General features: G+C 34.6%; 29 protein-coding genes, 1 tRNA gene and 2 pseudogenes. 16 read left to right on the top strand and 16 right to left on the bottom strand.

Annotated features, from left to right (window positions below; all coding sequences use genetic code 11):
- Window positions 1–33 precede the first annotated feature (33 nt).
- Window positions 34–1,593, bottom strand: coding sequence for a hypothetical protein (locus tag ACWHVF_RS02870; protein ID WP_064125502.1), 1,560 nt, complete (start codon window positions 1,591–1,593; stop codon window positions 34–36).
- A gap of 180 nt (window positions 1,594–1,773) precedes the next feature.
- Between ACWHVF_RS02870 and ACWHVF_RS02865 the strand changes: the two genes are divergently transcribed.
- From ACWHVF_RS02865 to ACWHVF_RS02845, 5 genes are all read left to right on the top strand, one after another.
- A complete protein-coding gene (locus tag ACWHVF_RS02865; protein WP_447933297.1) occupies window positions 1,774–3,051 on the top strand; it encodes an adenylosuccinate synthase in 1,278 nt (425 codons plus the stop codon).
- Between the two features lie 151 nt (window positions 3,052–3,202).
- Window positions 3,203–3,526: a hypothetical protein gene (locus ACWHVF_RS02860; protein WP_064125251.1), complete on the top strand. Its 324-nt coding sequence runs from the start codon at window positions 3,203–3,205 to the stop codon at window positions 3,524–3,526.
- A gap of 21 nt (window positions 3,527–3,547) precedes the next feature.
- Complete coding sequence (locus ACWHVF_RS02855; protein ID WP_064125250.1) at window positions 3,548–5,689, top strand: hypothetical protein; 2,142 nt, start codon at window positions 3,548–3,550, stop codon at window positions 5,687–5,689.
- An 84-nt stretch (window positions 5,690–5,773) separates the two neighbouring features.
- Window positions 5,774–6,037, top strand: coding sequence for a translation initiation factor IF-1 (gene infA, locus ACWHVF_RS02850; protein WP_064125249.1), 264 nt, complete (start codon window positions 5,774–5,776; stop codon window positions 6,035–6,037).
- Window positions 6,015–6,608, top strand: a complete 594-nt coding sequence (locus ACWHVF_RS02845) for a Maf family nucleotide pyrophosphatase (protein WP_064125248.1) — start codon at window positions 6,015–6,017, stop codon at window positions 6,606–6,608. The genes infA and ACWHVF_RS02845 overlap by 23 nt, the downstream gene beginning before the upstream one ends.
- A 52-nt stretch (window positions 6,609–6,660) precedes the next feature.
- On the opposite strand, the pseudogene ACWHVF_RS02840 reads toward ACWHVF_RS02845, so the two are convergent.
- The 5 genes and pseudogenes from ACWHVF_RS02840 to ACWHVF_RS02820 form a co-directional block, all read right to left on the bottom strand.
- Window positions 6,661–6,747, bottom strand: a pseudogene (locus tag ACWHVF_RS02840) (IS66 family transposase); the annotation flags it as partial.
- 146 nt (window positions 6,748–6,893) lie between these two features.
- A complete protein-coding gene (locus ACWHVF_RS02835; protein WP_447933147.1) occupies window positions 6,894–8,156 on the bottom strand; it encodes a protein TolB in 1,263 nt (420 codons plus the stop codon).
- Window positions 8,157–8,161: 5 nt separating this feature from the next.
- Window positions 8,162–9,796: a ribonuclease J gene (locus tag ACWHVF_RS02830; protein WP_064125245.1), complete on the bottom strand. Its 1,635-nt coding sequence runs from the start codon at window positions 9,794–9,796 to the stop codon at window positions 8,162–8,164.
- Window positions 9,797–10,004: 208 nt separating this feature from the next.
- Complete coding sequence (gene dnaJ / locus ACWHVF_RS02825) at window positions 10,005–11,123, bottom strand: molecular chaperone DnaJ (RefSeq protein WP_064125244.1); 1,119 nt, start codon at window positions 11,121–11,123, stop codon at window positions 10,005–10,007.
- Window positions 11,124–11,205: 82 nt separating this feature from the next.
- Window positions 11,206–11,283: transfer RNA gene (locus ACWHVF_RS02820), tRNA-Arg, on the bottom strand.
- Between the two features lie 329 nt (window positions 11,284–11,612).
- Between ACWHVF_RS02820 and ACWHVF_RS02815 the strand changes: the two genes are divergently transcribed.
- From ACWHVF_RS02815 to ACWHVF_RS02805, 3 genes are all read left to right on the top strand, one after another.
- Window positions 11,613–11,933, top strand: a complete 321-nt coding sequence (locus tag ACWHVF_RS02815) for a hypothetical protein (RefSeq protein ID WP_447933146.1) — start codon at window positions 11,613–11,615, stop codon at window positions 11,931–11,933.
- A gap of 30 nt (window positions 11,934–11,963) precedes the next feature.
- Window positions 11,964–12,428 carry a hypothetical protein gene (locus ACWHVF_RS02810; protein ID WP_447933145.1) on the top strand — a complete coding sequence of 155 codons (465 nt, stop codon included), beginning with the start codon at window positions 11,964–11,966 and terminating at the stop codon, window positions 12,426–12,428.
- Window positions 12,429–12,490: 62 nt separating this feature from the next.
- Window positions 12,491–13,663: a porin gene (locus ACWHVF_RS02805; protein WP_064125243.1), complete on the top strand. Its 1,173-nt coding sequence runs from the start codon at window positions 12,491–12,493 to the stop codon at window positions 13,661–13,663.
- 173 nt (window positions 13,664–13,836) lie between these two features.
- Here the strand turns inward: ACWHVF_RS02805 and ACWHVF_RS02800 are convergent, their stop codons facing one another.
- The 3 genes from ACWHVF_RS02800 to def all read right to left on the bottom strand — a co-directional run bounded on the left by ACWHVF_RS02800 (window position 13,837) and on the right by def (window position 15,538).
- Window positions 13,837–14,034: a WPE palindromic element domain-containing protein gene (locus tag ACWHVF_RS02800; RefSeq protein WP_447933144.1), complete on the bottom strand. Its 198-nt coding sequence runs from the start codon at window positions 14,032–14,034 to the stop codon at window positions 13,837–13,839.
- A 153-nt stretch (window positions 14,035–14,187) separates the two neighbouring features.
- Complete coding sequence (locus tag ACWHVF_RS02795) at window positions 14,188–15,009, bottom strand: uracil-DNA glycosylase (protein ID WP_064125398.1); 822 nt, start codon at window positions 15,007–15,009, stop codon at window positions 14,188–14,190.
- Window positions 14,999–15,538: a peptide deformylase gene (def, locus tag ACWHVF_RS02790; RefSeq protein ID WP_064125397.1), complete on the bottom strand. Its 540-nt coding sequence runs from the start codon at window positions 15,536–15,538 to the stop codon at window positions 14,999–15,001. The genes ACWHVF_RS02795 and def overlap by 11 nt, the downstream gene beginning before the upstream one ends.
- A gap of 138 nt (window positions 15,539–15,676) precedes the next feature.
- On the opposite strand from def, the gene ftsA reads away from it, so the two are divergent.
- The 3 genes and pseudogenes from ftsA to map all read left to right on the top strand — a co-directional run.
- On the top strand, window positions 15,677–16,915 hold the full coding sequence (gene ftsA, locus ACWHVF_RS02785; protein WP_064125396.1) for a cell division protein FtsA: 1,239 nt from the start codon (window positions 15,677–15,679) through the stop codon (window positions 16,913–16,915).
- Window positions 16,916–16,920: 5 nt separating this feature from the next.
- On the top strand, window positions 16,921–17,298 hold the full coding sequence (locus ACWHVF_RS02780) for a MazG-like family protein (protein WP_447933143.1): 378 nt from the start codon (window positions 16,921–16,923) through the stop codon (window positions 17,296–17,298).
- A gap of 24 nt (window positions 17,299–17,322) precedes the next feature.
- Window positions 17,323–18,117, top strand: a pseudogene (gene map / locus ACWHVF_RS02775) (type I methionyl aminopeptidase); the annotation flags it as partial.
- A gap of 50 nt (window positions 18,118–18,167) precedes the next feature.
- On the opposite strand, the gene ACWHVF_RS02770 reads toward map, so the two are convergent.
- A complete protein-coding gene (locus ACWHVF_RS02770; RefSeq protein WP_064125393.1) occupies window positions 18,168–19,379 on the bottom strand; it encodes an MFS transporter in 1,212 nt (403 codons plus the stop codon).
- A 213-nt stretch (window positions 19,380–19,592) separates the two neighbouring features.
- Between ACWHVF_RS02770 and rsmH the strand changes: the two genes are divergently transcribed.
- From rsmH to ACWHVF_RS02755, 3 genes are all read left to right on the top strand, one after another.
- The gene (rsmH, locus tag ACWHVF_RS02765) at window positions 19,593–20,528 is read left to right on the top strand and encodes a 16S rRNA (cytosine(1402)-N(4))-methyltransferase RsmH (protein WP_064125392.1); all 936 of its coding nucleotides are present in this window, start codon (window positions 19,593–19,595) and stop codon (window positions 20,526–20,528) included.
- A complete protein-coding gene (gene ftsL / locus ACWHVF_RS02760) occupies window positions 20,525–20,836 on the top strand; it encodes a cell division protein FtsL (RefSeq protein WP_007548286.1) in 312 nt (103 codons plus the stop codon). Before rsmH ends, ftsL begins: the two co-directional genes overlap by 4 nt.
- A 298-nt stretch (window positions 20,837–21,134) precedes the next feature.
- Entirely contained in the window at window positions 21,135–21,332 is a 198-nt protein-coding gene (locus ACWHVF_RS02755) for a WPE palindromic element domain-containing protein (protein WP_447933142.1), read from the top strand.
- A gap of 126 nt (window positions 21,333–21,458) precedes the next feature.
- Here the strand turns inward: ACWHVF_RS02755 and ACWHVF_RS02750 are convergent, their stop codons facing one another.
- The gene (locus ACWHVF_RS02750; protein WP_447933142.1) at window positions 21,459–21,656 is read right to left on the bottom strand and encodes a WPE palindromic element domain-containing protein; all 198 of its coding nucleotides are present in this window, start codon (window positions 21,654–21,656) and stop codon (window positions 21,459–21,461) included.
- A gap of 260 nt (window positions 21,657–21,916) precedes the next feature.
- On the bottom strand, window positions 21,917–22,216 hold the full coding sequence (locus ACWHVF_RS02745; protein ID WP_064125513.1) for an ETC complex I subunit: 300 nt from the start codon (window positions 22,214–22,216) through the stop codon (window positions 21,917–21,919).
- 145 nt (window positions 22,217–22,361) lie between these two features.
- On the opposite strand from ACWHVF_RS02745, the gene ACWHVF_RS02740 reads away from it, so the two are divergent.
- Together ACWHVF_RS02740 and pth are read left to right on the top strand one after the other, a co-directional pair.
- Window positions 22,362–22,970 carry a 50S ribosomal protein L25/general stress protein Ctc gene (locus ACWHVF_RS02740; RefSeq protein WP_064125514.1) on the top strand — a complete coding sequence of 203 codons (609 nt, stop codon included), beginning with the start codon at window positions 22,362–22,364 and terminating at the stop codon, window positions 22,968–22,970.
- Between the two features lie 2 nt (window positions 22,971–22,972).
- Complete coding sequence (gene pth, locus ACWHVF_RS02735; RefSeq protein ID WP_064125515.1) at window positions 22,973–23,521, top strand: aminoacyl-tRNA hydrolase; 549 nt, start codon at window positions 22,973–22,975, stop codon at window positions 23,519–23,521.
- Between the two features lie 328 nt (window positions 23,522–23,849).
- On the opposite strand, the gene ACWHVF_RS02730 is transcribed toward pth, so the two are convergent.
- The 4 genes from ACWHVF_RS02730 to ACWHVF_RS02715 form a co-directional block, all read right to left on the bottom strand.
- Window positions 23,850–24,638 (bottom strand): hypothetical protein, encoded by a 789-nt coding sequence (locus tag ACWHVF_RS02730; protein WP_064125516.1) that lies wholly within the window; start codon window positions 24,636–24,638, stop codon window positions 23,850–23,852.
- Between the two features lie 64 nt (window positions 24,639–24,702).
- Window positions 24,703–25,092 carry a phage tail tube protein gene (locus ACWHVF_RS02725; RefSeq protein ID WP_064125517.1) on the bottom strand — a complete coding sequence of 130 codons (390 nt, stop codon included), beginning with the start codon at window positions 25,090–25,092 and terminating at the stop codon, window positions 24,703–24,705.
- On the bottom strand, window positions 25,067–25,414 hold the full coding sequence (locus ACWHVF_RS02720) for a DUF3168 domain-containing protein (protein WP_447933141.1): 348 nt from the start codon (window positions 25,412–25,414) through the stop codon (window positions 25,067–25,069). Before ACWHVF_RS02720 ends, ACWHVF_RS02725 begins: the two co-directional genes overlap by 26 nt.
- A protein-coding gene (locus tag ACWHVF_RS02715; protein WP_447933057.1) for an IS630 family transposase occupies window positions 25,401–26,412 on the bottom strand; the annotation gives its coding sequence in 2 pieces (ribosomal slippage) (window positions 25,401–25,949 and window positions 25,951–26,412; 1,011 coding nt in all). The genes ACWHVF_RS02720 and ACWHVF_RS02715 overlap by 14 nt, the downstream gene beginning before the upstream one ends.
- Window positions 26,413–26,552: the final 140 nt, after the last annotated feature.

Below are 26,552 nucleotides of genomic sequence, written 5' to 3'. Positions count from 1 at the left end.
TAGAAGAATATGCTAGAGAGCCTACTAGTATCTTTAAGGTAGATGTTCATGTGATTCCATAGATAATCTCTGTTTTTTTATTCTATCTGTCCATTTATCATTTTCTATATCTTGTTTGTTGGTTGCTTTTTTTTCTTGCTCAACAATTGCCTTATCTATCTCCTTATGAATTGCATCAATTGCATTAATCGCACCTCCTTTTTTGTATACTTCGCTTTTCCCTTCAATAATTAACTTAATAAAAGTATTTACAACAGACTGCACTTGATTATGATTAACCTGACCTTTTATCAAAGAAGGTAAAGAGCCTATTACTCCTGATGCTTCTTTATCTTGAGATGAAATCCCTAAATTATCTGCTACTTCACTTATTAATAACTCTCTGTTTTCTTTATTATCTTCCAATTTAGCATAATCACTCAATAGATCTATAGCGGTAGACACCTTGATTGCAACAAAATCATTAACATCTTCTAGAGCAGAGCCTGATCTCAACAACCTATCTCTGAGATTTTCGCTTAAAAGATTGATAAACTCTTCATTTGCATCTGATCCTGTGGTTGATATTGTACCATCTAAATAGTTACTTTGAGCACCGAAGCTATGCTCTATTTGTATTTTTGTCTCAGGTTTAAATCCTAATTTTGCACAGAATTTCTGAAAATATTCTTTAATAATGTCAAACAAGCTCTTGCCATTATCTTTATAATTTTTTAACTCTTTAGGAATAGTAAGTGACAATTTACCTTCTTTATATATTATATCATCTTTATCATCTTGAGATTCGAGTGTGAATTCTAATGAGCTGGATAGGTCACATATTTTCTCTTCCGGATTGTCAAACGTGGTTATAGGCATTGCCATATCAGATTTCACTTTTATTCGATTGTGGTCAGTGCAGTAAATGTTTAGCGCTTTTTTAGGACTATGTGGAGTTAAGCTACAACTACTGAGTGCTGCATGAGATTCATTAAATATACCAGCTCCATACCCTGCTTGATTACAATTGGTGACCAGCTCTTCTAAAATAGCATCACTTGGAACTTCTGCTTCAGCATATTTAAACATTTCTTTAAAAACTTCCTTTGCAAACGGACGATAATTTTTTTCTCCCTTCTTTAGTAGTAAGTAATTATGTTCCTTTCCTACATTGTAAAATCTCTCAAATTCTTTTTTGTATGTATCAGTTTTTTGATGATCAGCAATGTCAGGATTATTGCAGTGGTTTTCCCAAATTTCAGGTAATCTATTCTGATTAAGCTCTTTCAACACTGAGTCAACAAAGGCTCTGCCCTGATCTGTATCTATTTCTCTCTTTTTTTCGCTCTCAGGATTATAGATGTCGTCTTTTTTACTGAAAAGCTCGCTTTTGTAATCCTGAGCTCCTTCTCTCAGTGTAACAAGAAGATTTTTATCTATTTCTTTTCCGTTAATAATAAAATTCATCCTTTGAAAATCTAAGAACATTGTTTCACCGGAATTCGCTAATTTATTATCTTGATCTGATCTTAATTTACTAAAATTGAACTCTTTAGCTGTGGCCTTTAATCTAACTACTGGACTCTTATTATTTTTTCCTTTTGTCTCTTTCATAAATAACACCTTACTGTAAATATGCTGTAAGTTATATCATATAATGATGAATAATTTGGTAATATATTAAGAAAATCGACAGTATATTTCTTTATTTAAGAGGTGTAGGAAAGGCGTAGATTTCTCTTTCCATTTGTAGCGTACTGCATTAATATTTATGTATTAATTTAGAAAATAATGATGAATAACATTGTAATTATTGGTCTGCAATGGGGTGACGAAGGCAAGGGTAAAATAGTAGATTATCTTTCTGAGAATGCAGATGTAGTTGTGAGATTTCAGGGAGGAAATAATGCAGGGCACACTATAGTAATAGATGATGAGGTTTATAAATTAAATTTACTGCCCTCTGCTGTTTTGAGAACGGGCAAAATATCTATTATAGGAAACGGTGTTGCTCTTGATTCGCATGCTCTAGTCTCAGAAATAGAGTCATTGAAAGTTAAAGGAGTGGACATAAACTATAACAACTTGATGGTATCCGAGAGCTGTCCATTAATACTTAGCGTACATAAGGACAAGGAAAAGCTATTTGAAGATTTAAACGGAAATCACAAAATTGGTACAACAAACAAAGGGATAGGGCCATGTTATGAAGATAAAGTTGGCAGGAGAGCTATACGCCTTTGTGACTTAGAAAACGCAGATGAGCTCAACAAAAGAGTGGATACTCTTCTGAATTACCACAATGCTATCAGAAAAGGCCTTAACTACCAGGTGGTTAAAAAAGAAGAAATATTAAAGGAAATTCAAGAGATTTCAGAAAAAATTCTTCCATATAAAAAACCTGTATGGAAGATATTAAATGACTTGATGAAAGAAGGTAAGAAAATAATATTTGAAGGTGCCCAAGGCGCATTTTTAGATATCGACCACGGAACTTACCCTTTTGTTACTTCAAGTAATACTGTAGCATCGCAAGCAATAACAGGCTCAGGGTTATTCTCGAATGCTAACATTATTGGTGTGGCGAAAGCTTATACAACCAGAGTAGGCAATGGCCCATTTCCTACTGAGCAGAAAAATGAAGTAGGAGATAGCTTGTTTACTATAGGTAAGGAACTTGGAACAGTGAGCAATAGAAGAAGGCGCTGCGGATGGTTTGATGCAGCTTTAGTCCGCCAGGCTGTGCAACTCTCTGGAGTTTCAAGCATTGTATTAACCAAATTAGATGTGCTTGATTCTTTTGATACAATTAAAATATGCACTGATTACAAGTACAGCGGGAAAATGTATGATTATTTACCTGCATCACATTCAATACAAGAAGAACTAGAGCCAGTGTATGAAGAATTTCCTGGCTGGAAAGAAAACACTCAAGGTAAAAGGTTGATTAAAGCATTGCCTACTAATTTAATAAAATATATAGACAGGTTAGAAAAATTAATAGGCGTACCAATTCATCTAATTTCAACTAGTCCAAATAGAGAAGATGTTATTAAGCTTAAAAATATATGAAAACGTCTTGTTAACTTTTATCCAATAAAGAAAGATACTTGTGTGACTTCAAACAATCTATTATACAAAGTAGCAATGTAAACATACAGTGAGCAGTGTGATTTTTCTTAAATGTATGTTATAATATAAATATAGTTATAAGGGGCATATTATGATTGCAGGTTTGACTAAGGGAGACAAAGCAGCAGAGGCAGGTGATCAATTTGAAAAGCATTTTTGTATAGGACCAACTTCACTGAATAGGGAAGTTTATTACTCTACGCTTATCTACCATACATTGAAAGAGTTATATTCACAATTAGGTGATATCTCTTATGCTAATAAAACGAGATCAGAAAAAGAAATAATCGATTTTTATGTTCTACCTCAATTTGCACATTTTAAAGAAATTCTTGATGAAGGTATAAAAAAAGATCCTTTGTTTGCAAATTCTGCTATTGTAAAGTTTTGCTACTCAATTATAAAAGATAATTAATTATTTAAAGAATTAGAAGAAATGAATATTCCTGCCAAAAACTCTAGTGTAAAGGCAAGGATAAGCTTTCAACTGAAAAATCTGAAAGAAAAGGTGTGGTTCTTAAGAAAACTAAAGGAAAAAAAGAATTTCACTTACGTGCAGGGGGCTTTTGGGGATGAGTGGAGTTTTTATGACCTAATAAACGATAGAGATTTTAAACAAACGTACATAGATAAAGCAGTAACAGAGTCTGCTAATAAGAGCTTTAAGGAAGATATAGATAAATGCATAAAGTTGGCAGAGCAGGGAAAAGAAGCTGCAAGTAAATATCTTGGAGAGAAAGGCGTAGAGTTTCGAGCTTATTACACAGAAACTGATAACACTCATAGAGTTTTGAATATCAATCTTATTAATTACAATAGAAGTGAGCCAACCAGGATTAGTGATATTTTACGGCAAGAGAAAGATATTAAAGAATTGAATATCTATTGCAATAAAAAACATGAAATATACGCTCATCGGAAAGGTAAGGAAAGACATTATAAATTTAAAGAGGGCGCATATTATAAAATGACAAGCACTTGGCCTGTAAAGGATGGATCCGAAATGTGTACCATGATTATGAATGTGAGTAGCGATGGCATAACTGAAGTACTAAAATTTAATGATGAAGATTTTGTGCTATCGGAGGAGATCTTAGAATTGATAAAGCAAAACGATGAATTATATATTCAAGGTCTCTCCTTATATGATGCTGTACTAGAAAAGGGTAAGGCTGCTGATGTTGTACCTACTGCTAATAATAATTTTCAAAATGAATCTATAGCGGTCTATCAAGATAAGGAACCAGGGGGGGAATCGAAAGGTCCAGACCCTAAAGTTGATGATGACAATAGCCTTCCTCCTTGTCAAGTGCAGGAAGAAAATTCTAATTTAGAGGACAAGTTTGACCATTTAGAACACTTGAATAAGAAGATGGATGGAAACCAAGAACAGCTTTCAGAACAAGTATTAGATCTGCAAAAAGAATTATCATGCTCGAAAGAGGTAATCCAAAAATTAACCAATAAGTTAAAAAGTGCTGAAGCAGAAAAAAAAGAAGTGAATCAGGAACTTGCAGAAGCTAAGCAAGGAATTGAAGCATTAGAAAAACAAACTAGTGAGTTAAAAGATAAACTTAAAAAAAAGGAGCAAGAATCAAAGGCAGAAATAGATGAAATATGCAAGGAGTTAACGCAGCTCAAAGAAAACCTGAAGAGGAATGAGGAAGAATTTAAAAGCATGTATGAAGAAAAAGGAAAGCTAGAGGAAAAGCTGAAAATTGTTAACGTAGAAAAGAAGAAATCAGGAGACGAATTAAAAAAATTTGAAGAAGATATAGACCAAGCAGCACACATAATGAAGGAAAAGGAGCAGTATATAAGCAATTTAAAACTTCAAGTGCAAGAGTTGGAAGATGAGCATAACGCACAACTGGAATCTTATGAACAAGAGATATGCAAACTAGCATTGGAAGTTGAAGAGTTAAGAAGCAAGCTAGAGTGTGAGAATGAATGGGATGATAAAGTTGTAGAAATAGTTGATGGACTGGGAGAAAAAATTCATGCTGATGAACAAAGAAGTCTCAACGATCAATTTTATACTCCAACAAGAAATATTTCTAATGAACCTGATAATGCTCCCCTTGATAATGAGTCTTGTGTTTCACTGCAAGAAAAGACAACATTACTCGGATCTTCAAGCTCTGATGGCAGATATGGTAGCGATGAGGAAAATTGTGATAATGGTTTATCTTCTAACATAAGTTCTATTGAACAAAGAAGCTTCAACCATCGATTTTATAATCTAACAGGAGACATTTCTAGTGAGCCTGATAATGTTCCACGAAAGAAGATAGAGTTATCCAGATCTTTAAGCTTTGATAGTGAATCTGATAATGAGTCTTATGTTCCACAAAATCCACAAAAAAAGAAGAAAAAATTGCTCAGGTTTTCAAGCTTTGATAGTGAATTTTATAAGTCTTATGTTCCACAGGAAGGGGACAATGATAGCGCATATGATAGCAATGAGGAGAATTGTGATAATGATTTATCTTCCAACATAAGTTCTATAAGTTCTGTTGAGAAGGTGGCAGAGAGAGGAAACGTAGGTAAGGTTATTGGAGGTCAAGTAGCAACTTAAGTGGGGTGCAAAAGGTCTTTTGTGTTGATAATAATTTAAAATCTATAGTAGACTAAAAAAGATTATTAAATTATAATATAACATATGATAAAAGACGAGAAATCGAAAACAATTTTTAAAGTGGAAGGGGCAGTAACTGCTTTACTACCTGCAGCAGAATTTAGAGTGAAACTGGACAATGAACATGAGATTATCTGTCATGTATCAGGGAAAGTGAGAAGAAGTAAAATACGCATCATTATAGGGGATAGGGTGTTAGTTGAGATGAGCATTTACGATAGGAATGCGAGAAAGGGTAGGATCATTAGAAGGCTTAAAGGTACAAGTGACAGAACGATCTCTAAATAATCTTATTCTTGCTTCATCATCGAAAAGGCGTATAGCTTTACTAAAACAAATAAACATTGAGCCAGGTTTAATTTTGCCAGCAGATATAGATGAAGCCCCTTTAAAAAAGGAACTTCCGAAGGATTACTCAATCCGTATGGCAAAAAGTAAAGCGGAGAAAATACAAAGCTCAAATCCAAATTACTTTGTGCTTGGTGTTGATACAGTTGTTGCTTGTGGTAGAAGGATATTGCTTAAAGCTGAAAACGTTGAGCAAGCAGAAAAATGCATTCGCTTGTTATCAGGAAGAAGGCATAGAGTATACACCAGTGTATGTCTATTAACTCCCGATCAATCTAAACAACATATTAGAACTGTGGTTACGATAGTGAAATTTAAACGTCTCAGTGAACAAGAAATTAAGTATTATTTAGCATCAGAAGAGTGGAAAAATAGGGCAGGGGGATGCAATATACAAGGCCTAGCTGGGATGTTCGTATTGTTCTTACGCGGCTCCTACTCTTCCGTTATAGGGTTACCATTACATGAAACCTATTGTTTGCTAAGTAATTATTTTAACCGGGAGTGTTAAATAAACCATACGCATCAAGTTAAGGCCCAATATAGCACCATTTAAAGTGGGTAGATAGCCTTTCAAAATCCCTTAACAAGTGTGCCCAACAAATTTGTCTTTTTTCGTCACTGAAGTAGTTGTAAACCGCATACCTATCAATGGGATTATACCTGAAATTGCTGCTATTGGAGTAATTGCAACTGTTGTGTTGTCAGGAATCGCTGGTACTATAGTAGGTGGTGTAGCGGGATATCTTATTAATGTGGCAATAAATCAATGCTGTGGAGCATGCAGCTCAGTAGTTCAAGAATAAGACCAATCCGGTAAAGAAGCATTTGTGGGAGTGGAAACCATTTTTTGATTTTTCTTTACTAAGTCTACTAAATATAGTTTAGAGTTGCTTGGTGATTCTGTTCTTGTGAAAATGATTTCTCTACCATTTGGTAGCCATGCCGGAGATTCAATTTTATGCCCTTCTGAAAGTAGACGTTCTTCTTTGCCATCTGGCTTCATAACTCCTATGTAAAATTTTCCTGACTGAATCTTTGTGAAAGCTATCAGATCTCCTTTTGGCGACCAAACAGGCGTAGCATATCTTCCACTTCCAAAACTAATTCTTTTAGGTTTTTTACTTTTGTTAGTAAAATCGATAACGTACAGTTGCTGACTCCCACTTATATCAGAACTAAAAGCCATATACTTTTGATCTGGAGAAAAAGAGGGAGAAGTGCTTATAGCTGAACCTTTAGTAATTTTTTTTGTTCGTTTACTACTTAAATCCAAAGATAATATATTCGTTTCACCACCCAATGAGTGGGAAATTAAAAGAGATTTACCATCGGGAGAAAATCTTGGTGCAGAAATAACTCCTTCAAATGCGCTGATTATTGATTCAGTGTTATCTTTTAAATTTTTTAATATTATATAACTTTTACCATTTGCGTACGAGATATAAACAATACCCTTTCCATTTGGTGAGAATCTCGGTGTTGACACAAATCTATCGCCATTTGTTAAGTATTTTATATTACTTCCATCTTGATTCATCACAGCAATTTTACGCACAGATTTGTAGTTGCTATCTTTTTCCTCAGCGATATACGTGATTTTTGTGTTGAAGTGCCCTTTCTCACCAATTAATCTATCATGTATCACATCCGAAACGAGGTGACCAATTTTTCTCCAGTCTTTTGCTGGAAAAACAACTGACTGAGTAAGTAATTCTCTTTTTGTAAAAGTGTCAAATAAACGAAATGATAGCTCTAATGCACTACCAGATATTTCGCTTAAACTTACTGTGACTACAGTATCGCTTTTCCAAGATTTAGATTCAGCTTCCGCGCCACGTTTTACATTAAATAAGCCACAATTAGATAAATTTGTTCCTATTACCTTTGCAATATTTTCGCTTAATTCGCTTTCCAACGCTGTTTTACATGTACATTTAGATACAACAAGACCAATGTTACCAACACTGCTTTTTTTTATATCAACATATAAAGCAGCTTTTGTAAAATAAGGAATAAATAACGAAATAAATAACACCAGATGAACGAATAGCTTCATTCATTTCATACCTGTTCTATCTGAACCTCAATTATAGGTCTTTTTAGTAAATGTTCCTTTAAGATACTCAATATTGAACTTTCAATCTTATTTTTAATTTTTTTTGTTGGCTGCAAACTAAACAACGACTCAACTTTCTTGACAATTTTCTGTATGGTAGCTGCATCTTCTAGCACTTCAAAAACACCAGGTACAAATACTTTTGGTTTAGCAAGCAATTTATTTTTCTTGTTTACAACTGCTGTTACCACAATAACTCCGGCATCTCTCATTCTTTTACGCATTTTTATAACACTGCTCTCCGGATGACGTAGCAACATACCATCAATACCAAAGTAGTCAACATCAATTGAATCAACCTTTTCTCCGTTCTCCAAATTAACAATATCACCTGGTGCAATCATTATTGCTTTTGCCACACCGCACTCTTTAGCAAATTTTACATGTGCATGCGTGTGAATATATTCGCCGTGAACTGGAATAGACATCTTCGGTTTTATTAAAGAATACATTTCCTTTAGCTCTTCTCTTGTTGGATGCCCAGAAGCATGAACATGCTCTGTTTTTTCAGTAATAACTTCTACCCCCATCTCAATAAAGGCATTGAGCATGTTGTGCGCACGAGTTTCATTTCCAGGAATGATTTTTGACGAAAAGATCATGGTATCACCTTGCTGCATTTTAAATGCTTGATGACTCTTAGCAGCAAGTCTTGCGGTAGCTGCCAGTGGCTCACCTTGACAACCTGTGCAAAGTAGCACCAGTTCTTCCCTTGGAAAATTTACTGCTTCCTTTGCTTCAAGAAACTGAGGAGAATCAGTTAAATAACCACTATCTTGCGCAACTTTCACTATTCTCCATAAAGATCTACCAAGTAAAACTACTTTTCTATTTAGTGCTTTTGCAGCTTGGCTTATCGTTTCAATTCGTGCCACATTTGAAGCAAATAGCGAAACAGCAACTAATTTTTTAGACCGCTTTATTATGTTATAAATATTATTATAAATTTCACCTTCTGACTCAGGGTGATGCTTGCTTAATATATTGGTTGAATCGCAAATTGCTGCAAGCAGGTCACCTTTATCGCCAATTTCTTTTAGACGCTCCATATTAGAAGTTAATCCAACAACAGGTTTTGGATCAAATTTCCAGTCTCCGGTATGGAGTGCACTACCCATTTCAGTGCTAATTAATATTGAATTTGCCTCAGGAATTGAATGAGTTACATTTATAAACTCGACGGTAAAAGGACCCAAATTTATGCTGCCATTTATGTCTACCTCTTTCACAGGCACTATACCTTCCAATCGAAATTCTTTTAGTTTCTCTTTAAGAAAATTAACCGTAAACTTTGTTGTATATATGGAGCACTGCAACTCCTCCCACAAGTGGGGCACTGCACCGCAGTGGTCCTCATGTGCATGTGTAATTATTATTCCAAGTAAATCTTTTTTTCTTTGAGCAATAAAATCTATATCAGCAATGAGCAGCTCAACACCTGGCATAGTTTCATCTGCAAAACCAACACCAAGGTCGATCATAATCCACTTACCTTGGTAATGATATAGGCTAACATTCATCCCGATTCTTCCTACTCCCCCAAGCGGAAGAAATAAAAACTCATTTTTGTTTATATTCATTAAATTTAAATTATTAAAACCTGAGAATAGCAAAACTTCGACCTTAAATAAAGAAATTTATTGCTTTTACATAGTTTTAAGGAACTAAGAAGTTTCTGTTGGCTAATAATAACACTATTGTTAAGTTTTCCATTAATAAGGTCAAAGAATTGCAGGATTAAATGAAAACCCGTAAACAGTTACCCCTTTATGTCATTTAGCAGATTTCTTATTTTTTTTTTACTTTACTAAAAAACCCTTCAGATTGCTGTTGTACACTTGCATTTTCCTCTTCTTCAAGCGCTTTTAATAGTTCAATTTGCTTTTTAGTTAAATTTTTTGGATTTAAAGTCTCAACTATTACCTGTACGTATAAATCACCACGAGCATGTGAGTTCATATATGGCATACCCTTTTCCCTACAACGTAGTTTGGTACCAGTTTGAGTGCCTTCAGGGACCTTTACTTTTATTCTAGCTCCATCAATTGATTGAATATCGATTTCACCACCAAGCACTGCTAGTGTCATTCTTATAGGCACTTTACAGTGTAAATCTGCTTTATTTCTAGCAAAGATTTTATGGGAAATTATTTTCACGTATACGTATAAATCTCCACTTTTTCCACCTCTTGTTCCAGCTTCTCCTTTACCACTTATCCTTACCTTAGCTCCTTCTTCTATGCCTTTTGGAATTGAAACGGATATATTTACTTCATCTCTTCTACGTCCACTTCCACCACATTTCTTACATTTGTTTTGTATTATTTCTCCTTCCCCATAGCATGTAGTACATGTTCTTTCGATGGTAAAAAAGCCTTGTTGAGTTCTAATCCTACCGCTTCCCTGGCATGTGTGGCACTGAACTGGTTTAATTGCTCCTTCGCCACCTGTGCCTTGGCATGTATCACATTTTACATTTGTCACATAATGTATAGGCGCTTGTATTCCTTTAAACGCATCTTCTAAGGTAATTTCAAGATCATAACGTAGGTCTGCTCCAGATACTCCTGTTGTACTTCTTTTTGCTCTCGATCTACTTGCACCACCACCGAATCCTCCACCAAAGAAGTCATTGAATATGTCGCTAAAATCTCCTGCAGAGCTAAAGCCTTGAAATCCACCAGAAGCACCTTCGTGGCCATAACGGTCATAGCCTGCTCTTTTCTCAGAGTCAGACAGAACTTCATATGCAGCTGTTACTTCTTTAAATTTTTCCTCTGCTTCTTGATTGCCAGGATTTCTATCAGGATGATATTTTAACGCTAATTTTTTATACGCTTTTTTTATCTCATCAATACTGGCATTTCTGCCTACTTCCAGTAGCTCATAGTAGTCTTTTTTACTCATATATAATAGTTTAGTGCTTAACCTTTAAAGATAGGTATTGCATATATTAATTTCAAGTGTGACTTCTGCTTCCTATAAAATGTGGTGCACCCTGAGCGACTTGAACGCCCGACCTTTTGATCCGTAGTCAAATGCTCTAATCCAACTGAGCTAAGGGTGCTTTCATAAAGTTAACTTTAGCAGGTTTTATAGCTTGATTCAATTAATTTGGCTAAAAATAAAACTGTTAATTTTTATCATACGTGAAACCTGCAAAAAATTGCATTTATTTTCTTAAGAATCATTTTATGGTCAAGCTCAAAAAAAACGGATAAGTCAAGCAAAGTTACAAATGTAATTTTGCTTGACTATCCATTTATTACCACCTAAAACAGCTAACAAAGCCATCCCGTATGACATTTTATCTATATCTAATCAAGCATATTAATAAGTAAGCAAATTTTAATATAATCTTATTATACTTATAAATATGCTGTATAGAATGAAAGTATGGATGATTTCATAACTGCAAGAAGGAAAGATGATGCTGTGGTATCTGTTTGTCAGGATAATAAGAAAAAAAACGTATTAATTTTAGGGCTCAATCAAGCCGCAAGGAATTTGTTAAAATACGAGGAAGGGAATTTACTTAATAAGCCGTTAATCAATATTTTAAGTGCAAGAGCAGCTGACGACATGAAGAGTTATTTAGAGTATACCGAAAATGGACACGATTTACTTGATGTATTACCTAAAGTGATAGGTTTTTCCTTAACTGATGCTAAAGGAGAAGATATAAAGACAAAAGTAAAAGTTTTCCGCACTACATAATTTGCTAGTAATAAAATAAATTATGAGTTATTGATACGTGATATCAGCTTGTCTCATAAATTAGGAATCTTTAGAGATGAATATCTAATGGGTAAAAAATATAAAAACCATAACTTATTCGATATACCAAACAATGAGTCTACTATTCTAGAGTTATATGTTATATTAAATTTTGCCTTTCAACATCAAATTAATGCAGCTATAGGAGTGATCGGCTTAAATAGTAGCTGTAGTGAGATAAATGATGCACTGAAAGTTATCATAGAACATTTTTATAAAAATTGCCGTAGTGATGATTTTCTAGGGTATATTGATGAGAATAAAGTGCTTTTTGTTTTGATTAACTGCGATGTAAAAAGTACGTCTAAAATAATTAATCGTATACATTCTGCCATTAATAAGCAGTTATTAAAGCGAAAATTACCAAGTATATCAATAATTTATGGGAATATAGCTCAAAAACGGGCAGCAAAATCTACCAGCGGCACCTTCTGAAAGGTTGTTTTTTATTTATATTGAGTTTAAACTTAAATTTTTATAAAAATTTAAGTTTATTTATGAAGTTAAAGTACTACCTGGTAGCACTGCTTTCATCATTGTTTTTGCAGAATAGTGCTAGCTCTAAAACAATTTTGGATAAGGAAATATTTTATGTAGAACTAGACGGAAAAATAGATTTGAGATTCGGCTACGCCTTCAACAGAGATTCTTTCAATGCTAAGCCTAAGGATAAAACTTCAAGTTATTCATACTTGCGCTTTCTTTATTTACAGCAAGTTTATCCAAATACTCAAATGGGGTTTAATGTTGAAGCAGGAGTTTCTGGTATTGCAAACCTAAAAGCGTTAGACATAGAAAAGTTAGACATGGAGGAATGGTATTTTATCATTAAAAATCAGGAACTTGGATCAATTGAATATGGTAAAAGAAGTTTAGTTAGTCAGAGCATGTTAATTAACACTTCAAAAATTTATGCAGCTGCTGGAGGAGTAAATGGCCATTGGACAAACTATGCAAATTTGCGTGGTAACGAAAACAGAGATAATGGCCCTGGATATGATAAAGACAAGGTATTTTGGGTAAAACCCAACATTTACAGTGAGTATAATGGACTCGAACTAGGGTTAAAACAATCATCAATTAACTACATCTCCCCTAAAATCTATAACTTTCAACTCGGGTTCAGTTACGTCCCAGGAAAAAATAACTTACAATATAGCAATCTAATTGCTGCTGGCCTTTCCTATAAAAACAGCTTGTCAGATGATATAGGTTTTACTACTGCCTTAACTGGTGAATTTGCAAGAGAAAATTTAACTGGTTGCTTAGATGGAACTCTTGAAGGCTATGGATGTCGTAATCAATTACTGCACTGGAATTTTGGTTTGAAGCTAAAATTGTTTGATCTTGATTGCATTTTTTCATATGGTAATGGTGGTAAATCAGGCGAGAAGCGTAATCATGAAACAAATAATACGTATTATATGAATGCAGGTATCGCTTACCGTTCTGATTCTTACAAATCGAGCTTAACATATTTTAGTAGTGGTAGGGATATTGCAGGCGAAGGTACAAACGAGTTAACATCATATGCTTTAAGTCTTGAAAATTCTCTTTTTTTAGGTACTTCATACTATTTCGATATTGTAAAGTTTAGTACAAAAGAGCCTAAAATAGAAAATAACAACTCTGGTTATGTGTTCTTGGCTGGACTGAAATTAAGTTTTTAATATTGCCTCCTTCCAACGTATCTGTTCAGACAATGGCGTCAACTTAAGGAAAAATATCAGCGATAGTGTATAAAATTTCTCTCTAAATTTTTTATCATTAAATTATCCAAAGAGTGCAATAAACAGCACTTTTGTTTCTGTTTTATTTCAACAAAGAAGTCTAAAATGTGTCCTTAAGTTGACGCCATTGTCTGTTCAGATGCATGGCTAATGTACAAATATTGAAACAAAAATTCCAGTGCCCCTGTGATGTCATTCCAGTCTGGAATCCAGCTTTTGATCGAAAATGTTGTATAGTACACAATCAAATTTTCTGGATCCCAGTGTCTGGGCACTGGGATGACACCCTTTTGGATGGAAACCAGTGTCACGCACTGAAATGACACCCATTTCTTCCTATAGTTGTCTTTTCTCGTCTACCTTATTTTGCCACTCTGCTGAACAGATACCCTTCCAACACTCTTTTCTGTCATCCAAGTAGCGGATAACATAGAAACGAAAAAACTTACTTGACACCAGTGGTGTTAAGTATTCGTACAGTTATTGGTGTTATCAAGATACTCCCTAATCTTCTTTAAATCCTCCCAGGCTAAACGTTTTTGTGCCGGTTGGCGAAGTAGGTAAGCTGGATGAAATATAGCGGCTGTGGTGATTGAATTGGACAAATATTGGTTAGTGTACGTATGAAATCTACCACGCAAATTCGATATAGTTTTTGTGCTATCAAGTAGGCTATAACACGCAATTCCCCCGACCAAAATTAGAATCTGCGGTGAAACCAGTGCAATATGTTTTTCAACGAATGGCCTGCACATATCAAGTTCTAGGTCAGTTGGTTTTCTGTTACCAGGCGGACGCCAAAATACGGTATTGCTTATGTAAACTTTGGTACGATCAAGATTAATTGCACCGAGCATTTTATCAAGCAACATCCCACTTGCACCACAAAATGGTATGCCTTGAAGGTCTTCATTTGCTCCTGGAGCTTCACCAACGAGCATAATTTTTGCGTTTGGATTACCATCGGAAAAGACAGTATTAGTTGCAGTTTTTTTTATCTCACAACCTTCAAATGATTCAACTGCACTTCTTAATTCATCCACACTACCACATTTACCTGCAAGTTTCCTTGCTTCAATTATCCAGTCACTTGGAAACATGTCTTTTCCATCTTTAGTGTCACCCCAGCGCGTATCTGCATCTTTCTTCTGGGTCCCAGTTTGGATAACAGAGGTTTGCACACCCTCTTTGCTCTCCAACTTTTTTTCCTCTTCACCTTCTGTTAGCGTACAATCAACGCCCACTTCATGGTAAAATTTTAATAATTCTAGATCTTCATCGCTCATAGTTCCTTTTAACCTTTTGTGCTTTTTCCATGGCCATATCATACTTCAATTTAGATAAATGTCTAATGTATAATATGCCATTTAAGTGATCCAGTTCATGTTGAATGCACCTTGCAAGCCAACCACTAGCTTTTAGTGTTTGTTCTTCGTTATTTAAGTCTCTATATTTCACAGTTAAATACTTTGGACGTTTAATTTCATAGCTTTGCTCTGGAATTGAAAGGCACCCTTCTTTGAGAATTACTTGTTCATCCGATAATTCTGTAATTTCGGGATTAATCATGCAAAATTTGCCAGTCGATTCATACCCTACTGGCTCGTCTTCAGCTCGAGAGAGCTGAATGTCCATAACAAAAACTCTCCTCAGCACTCCAACTTGCACTGCAGCAAGGCCAAGACCTTCCGCATCGTACACAGTTTCGAACATGTCATTTACTAATTCTTTAATTTTATCGTTTATATCTGTTACTTCACTGGCACGTGTGATTAGTCTTTCATCAGGGGCAATTACAATTGGTAAAATGGACATAAAAATTATAATTCTATGTTTTGCTTTTCCTTTTGTCCAGAATTTAGTGTATATTAAAATGTTGCTATATCTATAATAGAAATATAAATTATTAAAGAAAGCTACAATTTAAATGAAATTGCGTAATAAGGTTAACTAATGTACTCTGCAGTAATAGCAAAACCAAAGAGAAACGTTTTTGCTGTTTTAGACATAGGTACAACAAAGATTATTTGTCTAATCGTTAAAATAAATGGCAACTTCAGCTATAAAGTGACAGGAACGGGCTATAAGATTGCAGAAGGTGTAAACGGTGGGTCGATAACTAATGTAAAACACGCAAATTACTCCATCTCATCAACTATAGGTTTAGCTGAGCAAGTGTCAGAGGAAACTATAGACCAGATATATGTGAACATTGCTGGATGTGGCATCTCATCTTTTAATGTACATAATGAAATTATTGCAGCTAATCATGAAATTTCTGACCGGGATATAAAACGTGTAGTTTTTCAGACGTTTGAGAAATATATTGAAGAAAATGTTATCATTCACAATATACCACTGAAATATCACTTAGATGACATGACTGACATAAAAGAAGTTGGTGGATTGTACGGAAAAAGACTATCTGCTGATGTTAATGTTGTCACTGCTTCGCGTCCAGCGCTTACCAATATTGAAAACTGTATTACCAATAATGGTGGATTAAATATGGCAGGTTGTATTGCTTCTGCATATTCTGCAGGTCTTGCGTGTCTCAGTGAAGATGAAAAAGAGCTCGGGACTGCTATTGTTGATATAGGCGGTGGGTGCACTGCAATTGGAATTTTCAAAAGAGGGAAACTTGTGTATGCAAGCAGCGTTCCAATTGGTGGTGTTCATATCACTCGAGATATTGCTTACGGGCTATGCACAAGCATAGAACGTGCAGAGTATATAAAAATACTGTATGGCAGCACTATCGTAACTTCAATAGATGAGAATGAGTACATTACAATGCAAAACAACGAAAATGATGAACCTACTCAAGTATTCAAATCTGAGCTTATTAACATCATAAGACCAAGAGTTGAAGAAATACTTGAAATGGTAAGAGAGCAATTTCAAGAGCAGAAAGATCCAATTAATAAAGTAGTGATCACAGGTGGAACTAGTCAACTCACAAGCATGAAGGAAATTGCAGGCTATATATTCAATAAGCAAGTTCGAATTGGGTGCCCTGAGTCTTGTAGCGGTCTTGATGGCGAATATGATAAAAATCCTGTATTTTCTGCTGCTATAGGTTCTATAAAGCTAATAGTTGACACTTTTTATAAGAATAACTCTGGAATGCTCGGTCAAGATGGTAAAATAAGTAAGTTGTACCATTGGGTTAAATCAAAAGTTACAGTTTAATTTTATTGAATGAAATTCTTATATCTATCAAAGGAAACATTATGAATAAAAAACATTGTTTCAAAATTAATAAACTTGTTCGTGATCATATGACTGAAATTATACGTTCCCACGGAATTATTGTTTATGAGAGGGTGATGGAAAAAGATGAATACATTGAACGTCTCAAAGATAAACTTTTAGAAGAAGCAAAGGAAGTTATTGCCTCTAAAACCTCAGATGAAACCCTTGAAGAGTTAGCTGATTTACTTGAGGTCATACATGCATTAGGCAAAGAAAGTGGACTATCTATAGAACAAATTGAAGAAAAGCGTATCTCTAAAAAACAAGAGAGAGGTGGTTTTGAGAATCATATCTACCTTGACCACCTTTCATACAAATGACTTGACACTAGGGTCCATAGGGCTTATTTTCATAATATGAACATAACTATACACTCACAAGAAGATTTTGAATTTATGCGCAAGGCTGGCAGGCTTGCTGCTGAAACTCTTGATTTCATTGCACCGTACGTAAAGGTAGGGGTAACAACTAATGAGTTAAATGATCTGTGTCATGATTTTATAATTAATGCAGGTGCAATTCCAGCACCACTAAACTATAGGGGGTATCCAAAATCGATTTGCACTTCAAAAAATGCAGTTGTGTGTCATGGTGTTCCCGATGATAAACCGCTTAAAGATGGAGATATTTTAAATATTGATGTCACGGTGATTTTAAATGGTTGGCATGGTGATACAAGTCGCATGTTTTGGGTTGGCAAGCCATCAATAAAAGCAAAACGTTTGTGTGACGCTACTTATCATGCATTGATGGAAGCAATTAAACAAGTTAAACCCGGCAATAAGTTAAATGAAATAGGGCTTGCTATAGAGAAATATATTAGAGATTTTGGATATTCTATCGTACGCAGCTACTGCGGACATGGTATAGGAAAAGTCTTTCATGCTCCACCAAATGTAGTGCATTTCTATGATCAAGGTGAAAATCTCATCTTGAAGGAAGGTATGTTTTTTACAATAGAGCCAATGATTAATGCTGGAAAACATGAGACTCTGCTCAGTAAACTCGATGACTGGACAGTGACAACACGCGATCTTTCACTTTCTGCTCAATTTGAACATACGCTCGGAGTAACTAAAGATGGTGCTGAAATATTCACATTATCACCTAAGAATTGGCATTTCCCACCTTATAGTTAGATTTTTTTTAATTCTGCTATACTGCAACTATACTTGGATCTTGAAGAAAGCTAATCCTTAATTTGCGATATAGCAACTAGCCCAATTAATGCACAGAAAATCATGTAAAAACTAGCTGAAGTCTCTTGTCCTGTAACCTTGATAATTGTTGTGCATATAAATGGTGCAAGGCCACCAAAAAATCCAGCAGCTATATTTCTTGATAAACCAAATCCACTATATCGCACCTTTGTTGGGAATAATTCACACATCAGTGCACTAACAGGCCCAAGCGATGCAGCTATTGGAATTATAAAAAGAATATGTGCCAGCAAGTAATTGCCACTACATAACATTGAAAAAACTGGATAACTCACTATTACAAAAGCTATAAATGCAAACTTCATAACTTTTTCTCTTCCTACCTTATCAGAAAGTATTGCAAACAATACTGTCAATCCTCCGAGCGCAATTTGACTCAGTATTTCCACTATATGATTAAAATGAGTATTTACTGTTAATATTTTATTCGTAAGCACATTGAAAAATACCAAATATATATAGAGAGACGCATTTTCAACCAAGTCAATACCTATTGATATTAGAACAGGCTTTTTGTAATTGTTTAATAACTCTTTTAATGGCAATTTAGACGGATTTTTTTGTCTTTTATACTCTGGGCTTTCATCAAGTATATATCTCATATATATGCTGATTAATCCCATTGCTAAACTGAAAATGAAAGGTAATCTCCACCCCCAAGATTCAAAATCAGATACTTTTTTGCATATGAGTACCGCTATCAGGCTTAATATTGAACCAAAAATTGCGCTTAATACTTCAATGCTGCCAAAAAATCCTTTTTTGTTTTTAGGAGCATGTTCTATTAAAAATGGTGCATTTCCTGCTTCTCCTCCAAGGGATATACCCTGCAATAGCCTTAAACAAACTACCAGAATTGATGCTAGTATTCCGATGCTTTGATAACCTGGAACAAAAGCAATTAATACAGTTGATAAAGTCATTAATATAATCGAGAGCAATAAGGCAACTCTTCTGCCATGTTTATCACCAATGTGACCAAATATAGCAGCGCCGACTGGTCTCATTAAGAAACCCACTGCAAACACTCCAAAAGCCTTCAATACGCTGGTTAGTTGATCATCCGATGGAAAAAACACACCACCTATTATGTTTATTAAGTGGCCAAAAAGCATGTGGTCATACCACAATAAAGTGTTACAAATCAAACTTGAAAATATTACTTTTGTTATTTGCTGCATAATTTCCCTATAGCCTGTTTGATCTTATATATAAAAAAAAATGTGAACGTTATGTGAATATTATATTAACAATATTAAACCTTAATTTTAATATTATTGCTCATATATTCCGATAAGATACCATATTTTGGCAAGAAAATCTATGTACATAAATAAAATTGATGTGAAGAGTAGAGTAGGATATCTACACCAACTGTACTTAAATTTTTTGATATGACACACACTCCAGTTTTGTTAAAAGAGATGCTATCACTACTATCACCGCAGGATGGTGGTATATACGTGGACGCCACATTTGGAGCTGGAGGGTATAGCAAAGCAATATTGGAGTCAGCTGATTGCAAGGTATATGCAATTGATAGAGATGAAACGGTAACTAAGTTTTATGATGATTTAAGCGTTAGATATCCCGATAGAATAAAACTATTCATTGAGAAGTTTAGTAATATTAAAAGTATACTAAGCAGCGTTGAGTCATCTCCTGTCATCCCAGTACTTGATACTGGAAAAAATAACTGGTCACGCGCTGAAATGACATCAAACGGAGTGGTCTTTGACATCGGAGTTTCATCTATGCAGCTTGATAACGGAGATAGAGGGTTCTCATTTTTACATGATGGTCCACTCGATATGAGCATGGATAACTCTTCTTATATAAACGCTTCAACGTTTGTTAACGCTTTACGCGAAGAAGAAATCGCAAATACTATATATAACTACGGAGGCGAACGTCATTCTCGCAAAATCGCAAGAGCAATAGTAAGTGCACGGAAGAAAAAAACTATCAAAACTACATTTGAGCTTGCGGATATTGTACGTTCCGTGGTATTTCGTGGAAAAAGCAAAATTGATCCTGCAACCAGAACATTTCAGGCAATCAGAATATGGGTAAACGATGAGCTGGGAGAACTTGAGAGGGGCATTAAAGCTGCATCTGAGATTTTAAGTGAGAATGGCAAATTAATTGTCGTCACCTTTCATTCCTTAGAAGATCGTATAGTCAAAACTTTTTTTAAAGATTTATGTGCTACTGATTGCAAGACATTCTCTCTGCTAAATAAAAAAGTGATCGAAGCAAGTATAGAAGAAGTAAGTGCAAATCCGCGTTCACGCTCAGCAAAACTAAGAGCTATACAGAAGTTGTCGTGAGAACTTTCTGCATCATCTCAATAGTTATGTTTTTTCTTAGCATTGTAGGACTATTTAAGGTAAAATTACATGTTCAGTCGTTAAATAGAGAGCTAATAAAAATAAAAAGTGAAATTAATTTAGTACAAAGTGATATAAAAGTTTTACAAGCAGAGTGGAGCTATTTGAATAATCCAAAAAGACTTGCAAGCCTTGTAAAGAAATACCTAAAAAATAACTCTTTAATACTGGCTAGCCAGGTTAAAAATCTTGACTCTTTAAATGGCCGCAGTGTGCTAGCACAACTTAAAATCCATGATCAACAGTGAGATTAAGTCTTATTTTTTACAGATGAGCACATCACAATAAAACTTACTTTGTATCCGTTCAGGCAATGGCGTCAACTTAAGGACACATTTTAGACTTCTTTGTTGAAATAAAACAGAAACAAAAGTGCTGTTTATTGCACTCTTTGGATAATTTAATGATAAAAAATTTAGAGAGAAATTTTATACACTATCGCTGATATTTTTCCTTAAGTTGACGCCATTGTCTGTTCAGCAGAGTGGCAAAATAAGGTAGACGAGAAAAGACAACTATAGGAAGAAATGGGTGTCATTTCAGTGCGTGACACTGGTTTCCATCCAAAAGGGTGTCATCCCAGTGCCCAGACACTGGGATCCAGAAAATTTGATTGTGTACTATACAACATTTTCGATCAAAAGCTGGATTCCAGACTGGAATGACATCACAGGGGCACTGGAATTTTTGTTTCAATATTTGTACATTAACCATGCATCTGAACAGACAATGGCGTCAACTTAAGGACACATTTTAGACTTCTTTGTTGAAATAAAACAGCAACAAAAGTGCTATTTATTGCAGCTTTTAGGTAATTTAATGGTAAAAATTTTAGAGAGAAATTTTATACACTATCACCGATATTTTTCCTTAAGTTGACGCCATTGTCTGTTCAGATGCATGGTTAATGTACAAATATTGAAACAAAAATTCCAGTGCCCCTGTGATGTCATTCCAGTCTGGAATCCAGCTTTTGATCGAAAATGTTGTATAGTACACAATCAAATTTTCTGGATCCCAGTGTCTGGGCACTGGGATGACACCCTTTTGGATGGAAACCAGTGTCACGCACTGAAATGACACCCATTTCTTCCTATAGTTGTCTTTTCTCGTCTACCTTATTTTACCACTCTGCTGAACAGATACATGCAAGTAGCTGACACTGGGATCCAGCCTTTCCATAATCATCAAAAACATTGTATTTTAACGTAAAACAGCTATTTTTATGCTTACCAACTTAATAAAATTCCTAGATCCCAGTGTCTGGGCACTGGGATGACAAAGGAGAGCAGTGTCAGCTACTTGCATAACACCATTTGTTGTGCAACTTACTTTAGTATGAAATTGCTTGCGTAAGATTTTGGCAGCCTCTTAACATTTTTTGGCATTTCAATTACGTATTTAACGTTGCGTTTTTTTGCGTAGAATACTGCTTTTTCAAGAGAATCAAACTTTAATACAATCTGTTTTTTTGGATCTTTTGAGCCAATCCACCCCATTAAAGGTTCAATGTAGTAAGAACCAGATTCAATTTTCAGGTGCCAGAGATTTGTATTACCTAAACCAGATTGTGTTGCAGTTTTTGTTGGTTTATAAATCCTAAAAACTACTTTATCGTCAATGCCCATAGTTCTTGTTAAATAAGCTTAAATATATATCTAAATAAATCCTTTCACAAACAATTAGTATGAAAGAATGAAGTTTGAAATAAATATTTTTATGTTATATTATTATTAAATTATATTAAAAGGATTAGCTGAATAGGAGTAACCGATGACGCAACAGGAAATAGTAACAATTAATGCAGAGTTACGTGATATAACAAAAACAAAAGCGATGCATTCTCTAAGGAAGAAAGGAAACATCCCTGGAATCATATATGGAAAGGGCCATGATAATGTAAATTTGACATTGTCTGCAAAGGAATTCACAAAGCAATATAAATCAGGCTCTCTTTCTGCACATTTGATAGAGCTGAATATTTCGGGCAAAAAGGAATATGCTCTTGTTCGCGATATCCAATTGCATGTAGTAAAGGATACTGTGCAACATGTTGATTTTCAATTTGTTGATAAAGGCAGCGAAATTAAAATAGACATACCTCTATCATTTGTGAATGAAAGTAAAGCTCCAGGGATCAAGTTAGGTGGAGTGCTTAATGTTTTGTGTCGTTCTATTACTGTTAAATGCTCTCCTGATAAAATACCTCAGGTTATAGAAGTTGATTTATCTGGTAAAATGATTGGCCAATCTATACATATCAACGATGTAAAATTACCAGAAGGTGTTAAGTTTGTAGCTCATGAAGAAGAAAATTTTACTATTGTTACAATTTCTGCTGCCGATAGTGACGTTGAAGAACCTCAAGCAGAAACAGAGTAATAGTGCATCTGATAGTTGGACTTGGTAACCCTGGTGGTCAATATGAGTTAACTCATCATAATATCGGCTTCATCGTAGTTGATAAAATTTACAAATATTGGAATTTCCAGTCGTTTTCTAAAAAAGCCGATTATCTAATAACCTCTGGCATAATTAATGATAATAAAATCATGTTAATAAAGCCCTATTCATTTATGAATAATTCAGGCATTCCTGTTGCAAAAATACGAAACTTTTACAAATTATCGCTAGATAATATCGTTGTCATACATGATGACGCTGATTTGGAACTTGGAAGAATAAAAATAAAGAAAGGTGGTAGCTCTGCTGGCCATAATGGACTTAAATCCATAGATAGTTTTATTGGCAACGATTATTGGCGCTTGAGATTTGGAGTGGGTAGACCTGAAGATCAAAGAAGCTTAGCAGATTATGTGTTATCAAAATTTTCAAATTTTGATAATGTTACTCCCTTAGTGGAAAAAATAGCAAAAAATATACACTTAATGCTGCAAGGAGATAATACAGCTTTTATCAATTTGATTGTATAATATTACGAAACACAAAACTAAATTTCACACAATTAAAATAACAGGTAATAGTAAGGATTTAAATCCGGCGAGTATCTTTGTCTTTGCACATATTGCCAAATTTTTCAATTATCTTTTCTCTTGCTTATCTTCTCCATAGTCATTTTTTTTCTCGTCTACTACTTTCAAAACACGTTCCCTCAGATCCTCACTTTGGCATCATTCTACCTTATCTAAAGCCATTTTATACCTTTTTATCCCTTCTGGGGTAACCTTTTTTCAGTTAGCTATATAACCCTAATTATGAATTAACAGACAGTAGAATCGAAAGATTATTACAAGGAAAAGTCTACACAGATCGACCTTTTTGTGAATCTGCGTTTCTGCTTTCTTCAACTTGTTTTGCAAAAGATGTTTCCTGTTTGCTGATATGCTGAAGTGGCTTAGCAATTTCGCGCACAACAGCAGTAACTGCTGTTAAAAATGTTTTTAACAATGCACCTAAAGCTCCACCAACTGCTTCCCTGCCATATATATGAGCTTGTTTTTCGTTATCGTCAGCAGTTTCTCCTGCTCTCCTTCTTGGGTCCATCCTATGAGCAATAACTGAAAATAGCACTCCCCTGATTGAAGACTTCATTCGTGCCTTTTGAATATCTCCGTCACTTGCTGCTTCATGTCCATGACTTAAGTGTTTAGCGTTCATTAGCTCCTTTTGTTGCTGGGCAAACATGCTACTTAACACTTCTTCTATCGCTTGCTTCCTTCTTTTCTCTCTAACTCTTTTCATAGATTCTGATTTATCGCGAGTATGCTTTGTGGTTTCAAATTCTGCATCAATATCTTCAGACGCAGCCTGACTATATAAAGTCTCTATGAGCCTGTCTATGCTTCGCTTTATTTGCATAGTCCTTTCGTAACTATCTAAATTATCGATTCCTTCATCAATTTGACTTAAAATATCCTCAAAAAGTTTTAAATAGTCTTGAATATACTGTATTATGTATTGCTTATCTTCCTCTTTGTGTTGCTCTTCTTGATTTTGCTGATTTTCATTTTCTAAACTTTTCTCTCTTTTATCATCGTTATTTTCTTCAATATCATCACCGTCTTCCTCGAAAAGGTCTTCATCGTTCATGATTTTTTTAATTTAGTTAAAATTCTCACCAGTTAGTATTATATATGAAAAAATTAAATTAACATTAATGAAAAGCGTTTACAACTTCAGCACTGGCTAAAACTACAGTAAAACTGTCAAAAGCAGCGGGGTCATAATACCTCTCATACAATTCAACTGAACATCTGAGCCTAATCTTTTCCTTAGTGTTAAAACTGATTTCATAATCATTATTAGAGTTTAGTATAGCAGAATTACGTAATAATTCATCAGCTAATACAGAGTCTAAAATTCCATTAATTTTTATCGTAATGTGTCTGCTTCCAGCAGAATCCAATACTTTTCTCCAGCCAAAAGAAGAAATATCTTTTACCTCTTCTCTGTTATTACGCAAAGTAAACCTTAGGTTTCGTATATTATTTAACACGATAAAATTATTGTCATGATCTTTAATTTTTAGCTGTAATTTGCTCATTATCACCTCCTTTTATTAAAATATCAAAATTAATTGTTGAATGTAAAATTTCATCGTGCTGATCCATAGCACAATTACTTTCTAAAATGGCCTCATTATTAAAACCTTCAATACTCTTAAGTATCAAGTTAATATGCCTTATAATGGCAAACATACTGCCTATATGATAGGTATATATGTCGCATGAAAATCTTGCCTTTGTAGCAAAATTGGACAGCATATGCAGGTTATTATAATTCACTACGCGCAATCTTAGGTAAGGAATGGTGACCTGTTTAGGTAAGTAGTCATAAATGTTATACCAATTCTCATTGTTGGTCATTCAAATAGGATACATAGCAGAGTTGTTTAATTGTGGAGTAGGTAAGAGAAGTAATAAATTTACACAAAGCACTCTCAAGCAAAGCAATAGTATCGTATATTTTATTGCGCAAAATGTTCTGTTTTACATACAACCAAAGCCTCTCAACTGGATTGAGTTCAGGTGAGTATGGTGGTAGGTATATAATCTCAATATTTTTAGGTACCTTTAAACTTTTCGACTTATGCCAACTAGCACAATCCATAACAAGAAAGGCTTCTCGTGGTCCCAAATATTGAGACATTTGCTCAAGAAATATATTCATACAATCAGTGTTGACATTCGGTGCAAACAAGCTAGAATTCTCCCCATTTCTAGGATTAACTGCACTGTAGAGATAAAAATTTTCCCTACCTAATTTTACCTTAACTTTTGTTCTGACGCCTTTTTTAAACCATCCATGCCCGGTCTTTGAATGTGTGCCAAACCGCGATTCATCGAAGAAAAACAGCTCTTTTTCAGAATACTTGCCAATAACTTCGTTGAGATTTTTTTTTGAATTCCTCTTGTTTTCTTTTATCTTGTACATTGTGTACTGGTCTTGGTGTAATATAAGAGAATTTCATCTTTTGCATATAGCGGTGTACTGTAGATTTGCTAATATTTAAGCCGAACTTTTCCTGGATTCTTATTCTCATTTCTTTAATGGTAATATTAGGATTTTCTCCTACCCATGCTTCAACTTGCTGTAGTTGAGCCTGATTTAATTTAGTTTTTCTACGCCGTTGTGGAGGAGCAAACAATTTTTCTTCTCTGCCTAATTTCAAGAGTTTTATCCACGAAGTTAGTGCGCTTCTTGAAATGCAATATATTTTTGCTACAGCCGTTATACTATGCTTTTTTGCTGCAATTACAGCATTTAGTTTTTTTGCAACATATGCATTGTTCCTTACTTTCTTCAGCATTTTTTTTGCTGATTTTACTACTTCTTCATCCAATAATTTTGATCTTAGTGCCATTTATACCTCGACTATTTCACTTATTTCATTATGGCTTGTCTTCTATTATTGTCTATCTGTTTGCCGTGTAATGGGAATTGGTATTAGTAACATATTTCCTTAAATCAGAGTTTGCTTTTAGTGCTTCATAAATGCTACTG

It is taken from the genome of Wolbachia endosymbiont of Dactylopius coccus (assembly GCF_977011065.1).
Note: the sequence above shows the minus strand (reverse complement) of the source record. Positions and strands in the feature narration are given on the sequence as shown.

Bases quoted from the DNA above. Each gene is read 5' to 3' on its own strand.
- ACWHVF_RS02870 (WP_064125502.1), bottom strand. From the start codon at position 1,593: ATGAAAGAGACAAAAGGAAAAAATAATAAGAGTCCAGTAGTTAGATTA.
- ACWHVF_RS02865 (WP_447933297.1), top strand. From the start codon at position 1,774: ATGAATAACATTGTAATTATTGGTCTGCAATGGGGTGACGAAGGCAAG.
- ACWHVF_RS02860 (WP_064125251.1), top strand. From the start codon at position 3,203: ATGATTGCAGGTTTGACTAAGGGAGACAAAGCAGCAGAGGCAGGTGAT.
- ACWHVF_RS02855 (WP_064125250.1), top strand. From the start codon at position 3,548: ATGAATATTCCTGCCAAAAACTCTAGTGTAAAGGCAAGGATAAGCTTT.
- infA (WP_064125249.1), top strand. From the start codon at position 5,774: ATGATAAAAGACGAGAAATCGAAAACAATTTTTAAAGTGGAAGGGGCA.
- ACWHVF_RS02835 (WP_447933147.1), bottom strand. From the start codon at position 8,156: ATGAAGCTATTCGTTCATCTGGTGTTATTTATTTCGTTATTTATTCCT.
- ACWHVF_RS02830 (WP_064125245.1), bottom strand. From the start codon at position 9,796: ATGAATATAAACAAAAATGAGTTTTTATTTCTTCCGCTTGGGGGAGTA.
- dnaJ (WP_064125244.1), bottom strand. From the start codon at position 11,123: ATGAGTAAAAAAGACTACTATGAGCTACTGGAAGTAGGCAGAAATGCC.
- ACWHVF_RS02815 (WP_447933146.1), top strand. From the start codon at position 11,613: ATGGATGATTTCATAACTGCAAGAAGGAAAGATGATGCTGTGGTATCT.
- ACWHVF_RS02805 (WP_064125243.1), top strand. From the start codon at position 12,491: ATGAAGTTAAAGTACTACCTGGTAGCACTGCTTTCATCATTGTTTTTG.
- ACWHVF_RS02795 (WP_064125398.1), bottom strand. From the start codon at position 15,009: ATGAGCGATGAAGATCTAGAATTATTAAAATTTTACCATGAAGTGGGC.
- def (WP_064125397.1), bottom strand. From the start codon at position 15,538: ATGTCCATTTTACCAATTGTAATTGCCCCTGATGAAAGACTAATCACA.
- ftsA (WP_064125396.1), top strand. From the start codon at position 15,677: ATGTACTCTGCAGTAATAGCAAAACCAAAGAGAAACGTTTTTGCTGTT.
- ACWHVF_RS02770 (WP_064125393.1), bottom strand. From the start codon at position 19,379: ATGCAGCAAATAACAAAAGTAATATTTTCAAGTTTGATTTGTAACACT.
- rsmH (WP_064125392.1), top strand. From the start codon at position 19,593: ATGACACACACTCCAGTTTTGTTAAAAGAGATGCTATCACTACTATCA.
- ACWHVF_RS02745 (WP_064125513.1), bottom strand. From the start codon at position 22,216: ATGGGCATTGACGATAAAGTAGTTTTTAGGATTTATAAACCAACAAAA.
- ACWHVF_RS02740 (WP_064125514.1), top strand. From the start codon at position 22,362: ATGACGCAACAGGAAATAGTAACAATTAATGCAGAGTTACGTGATATA.
- ACWHVF_RS02730 (WP_064125516.1), bottom strand. From the start codon at position 24,638: ATGAACGATGAAGACCTTTTCGAGGAAGACGGTGATGATATTGAAGAA.
- ACWHVF_RS02725 (WP_064125517.1), bottom strand. From the start codon at position 25,092: ATGAGCAAATTACAGCTAAAAATTAAAGATCATGACAATAATTTTATC.
- ACWHVF_RS02720 (WP_447933141.1), bottom strand. From the start codon at position 25,414: ATGACCAACAATGAGAATTGGTATAACATTTATGACTACTTACCTAAA.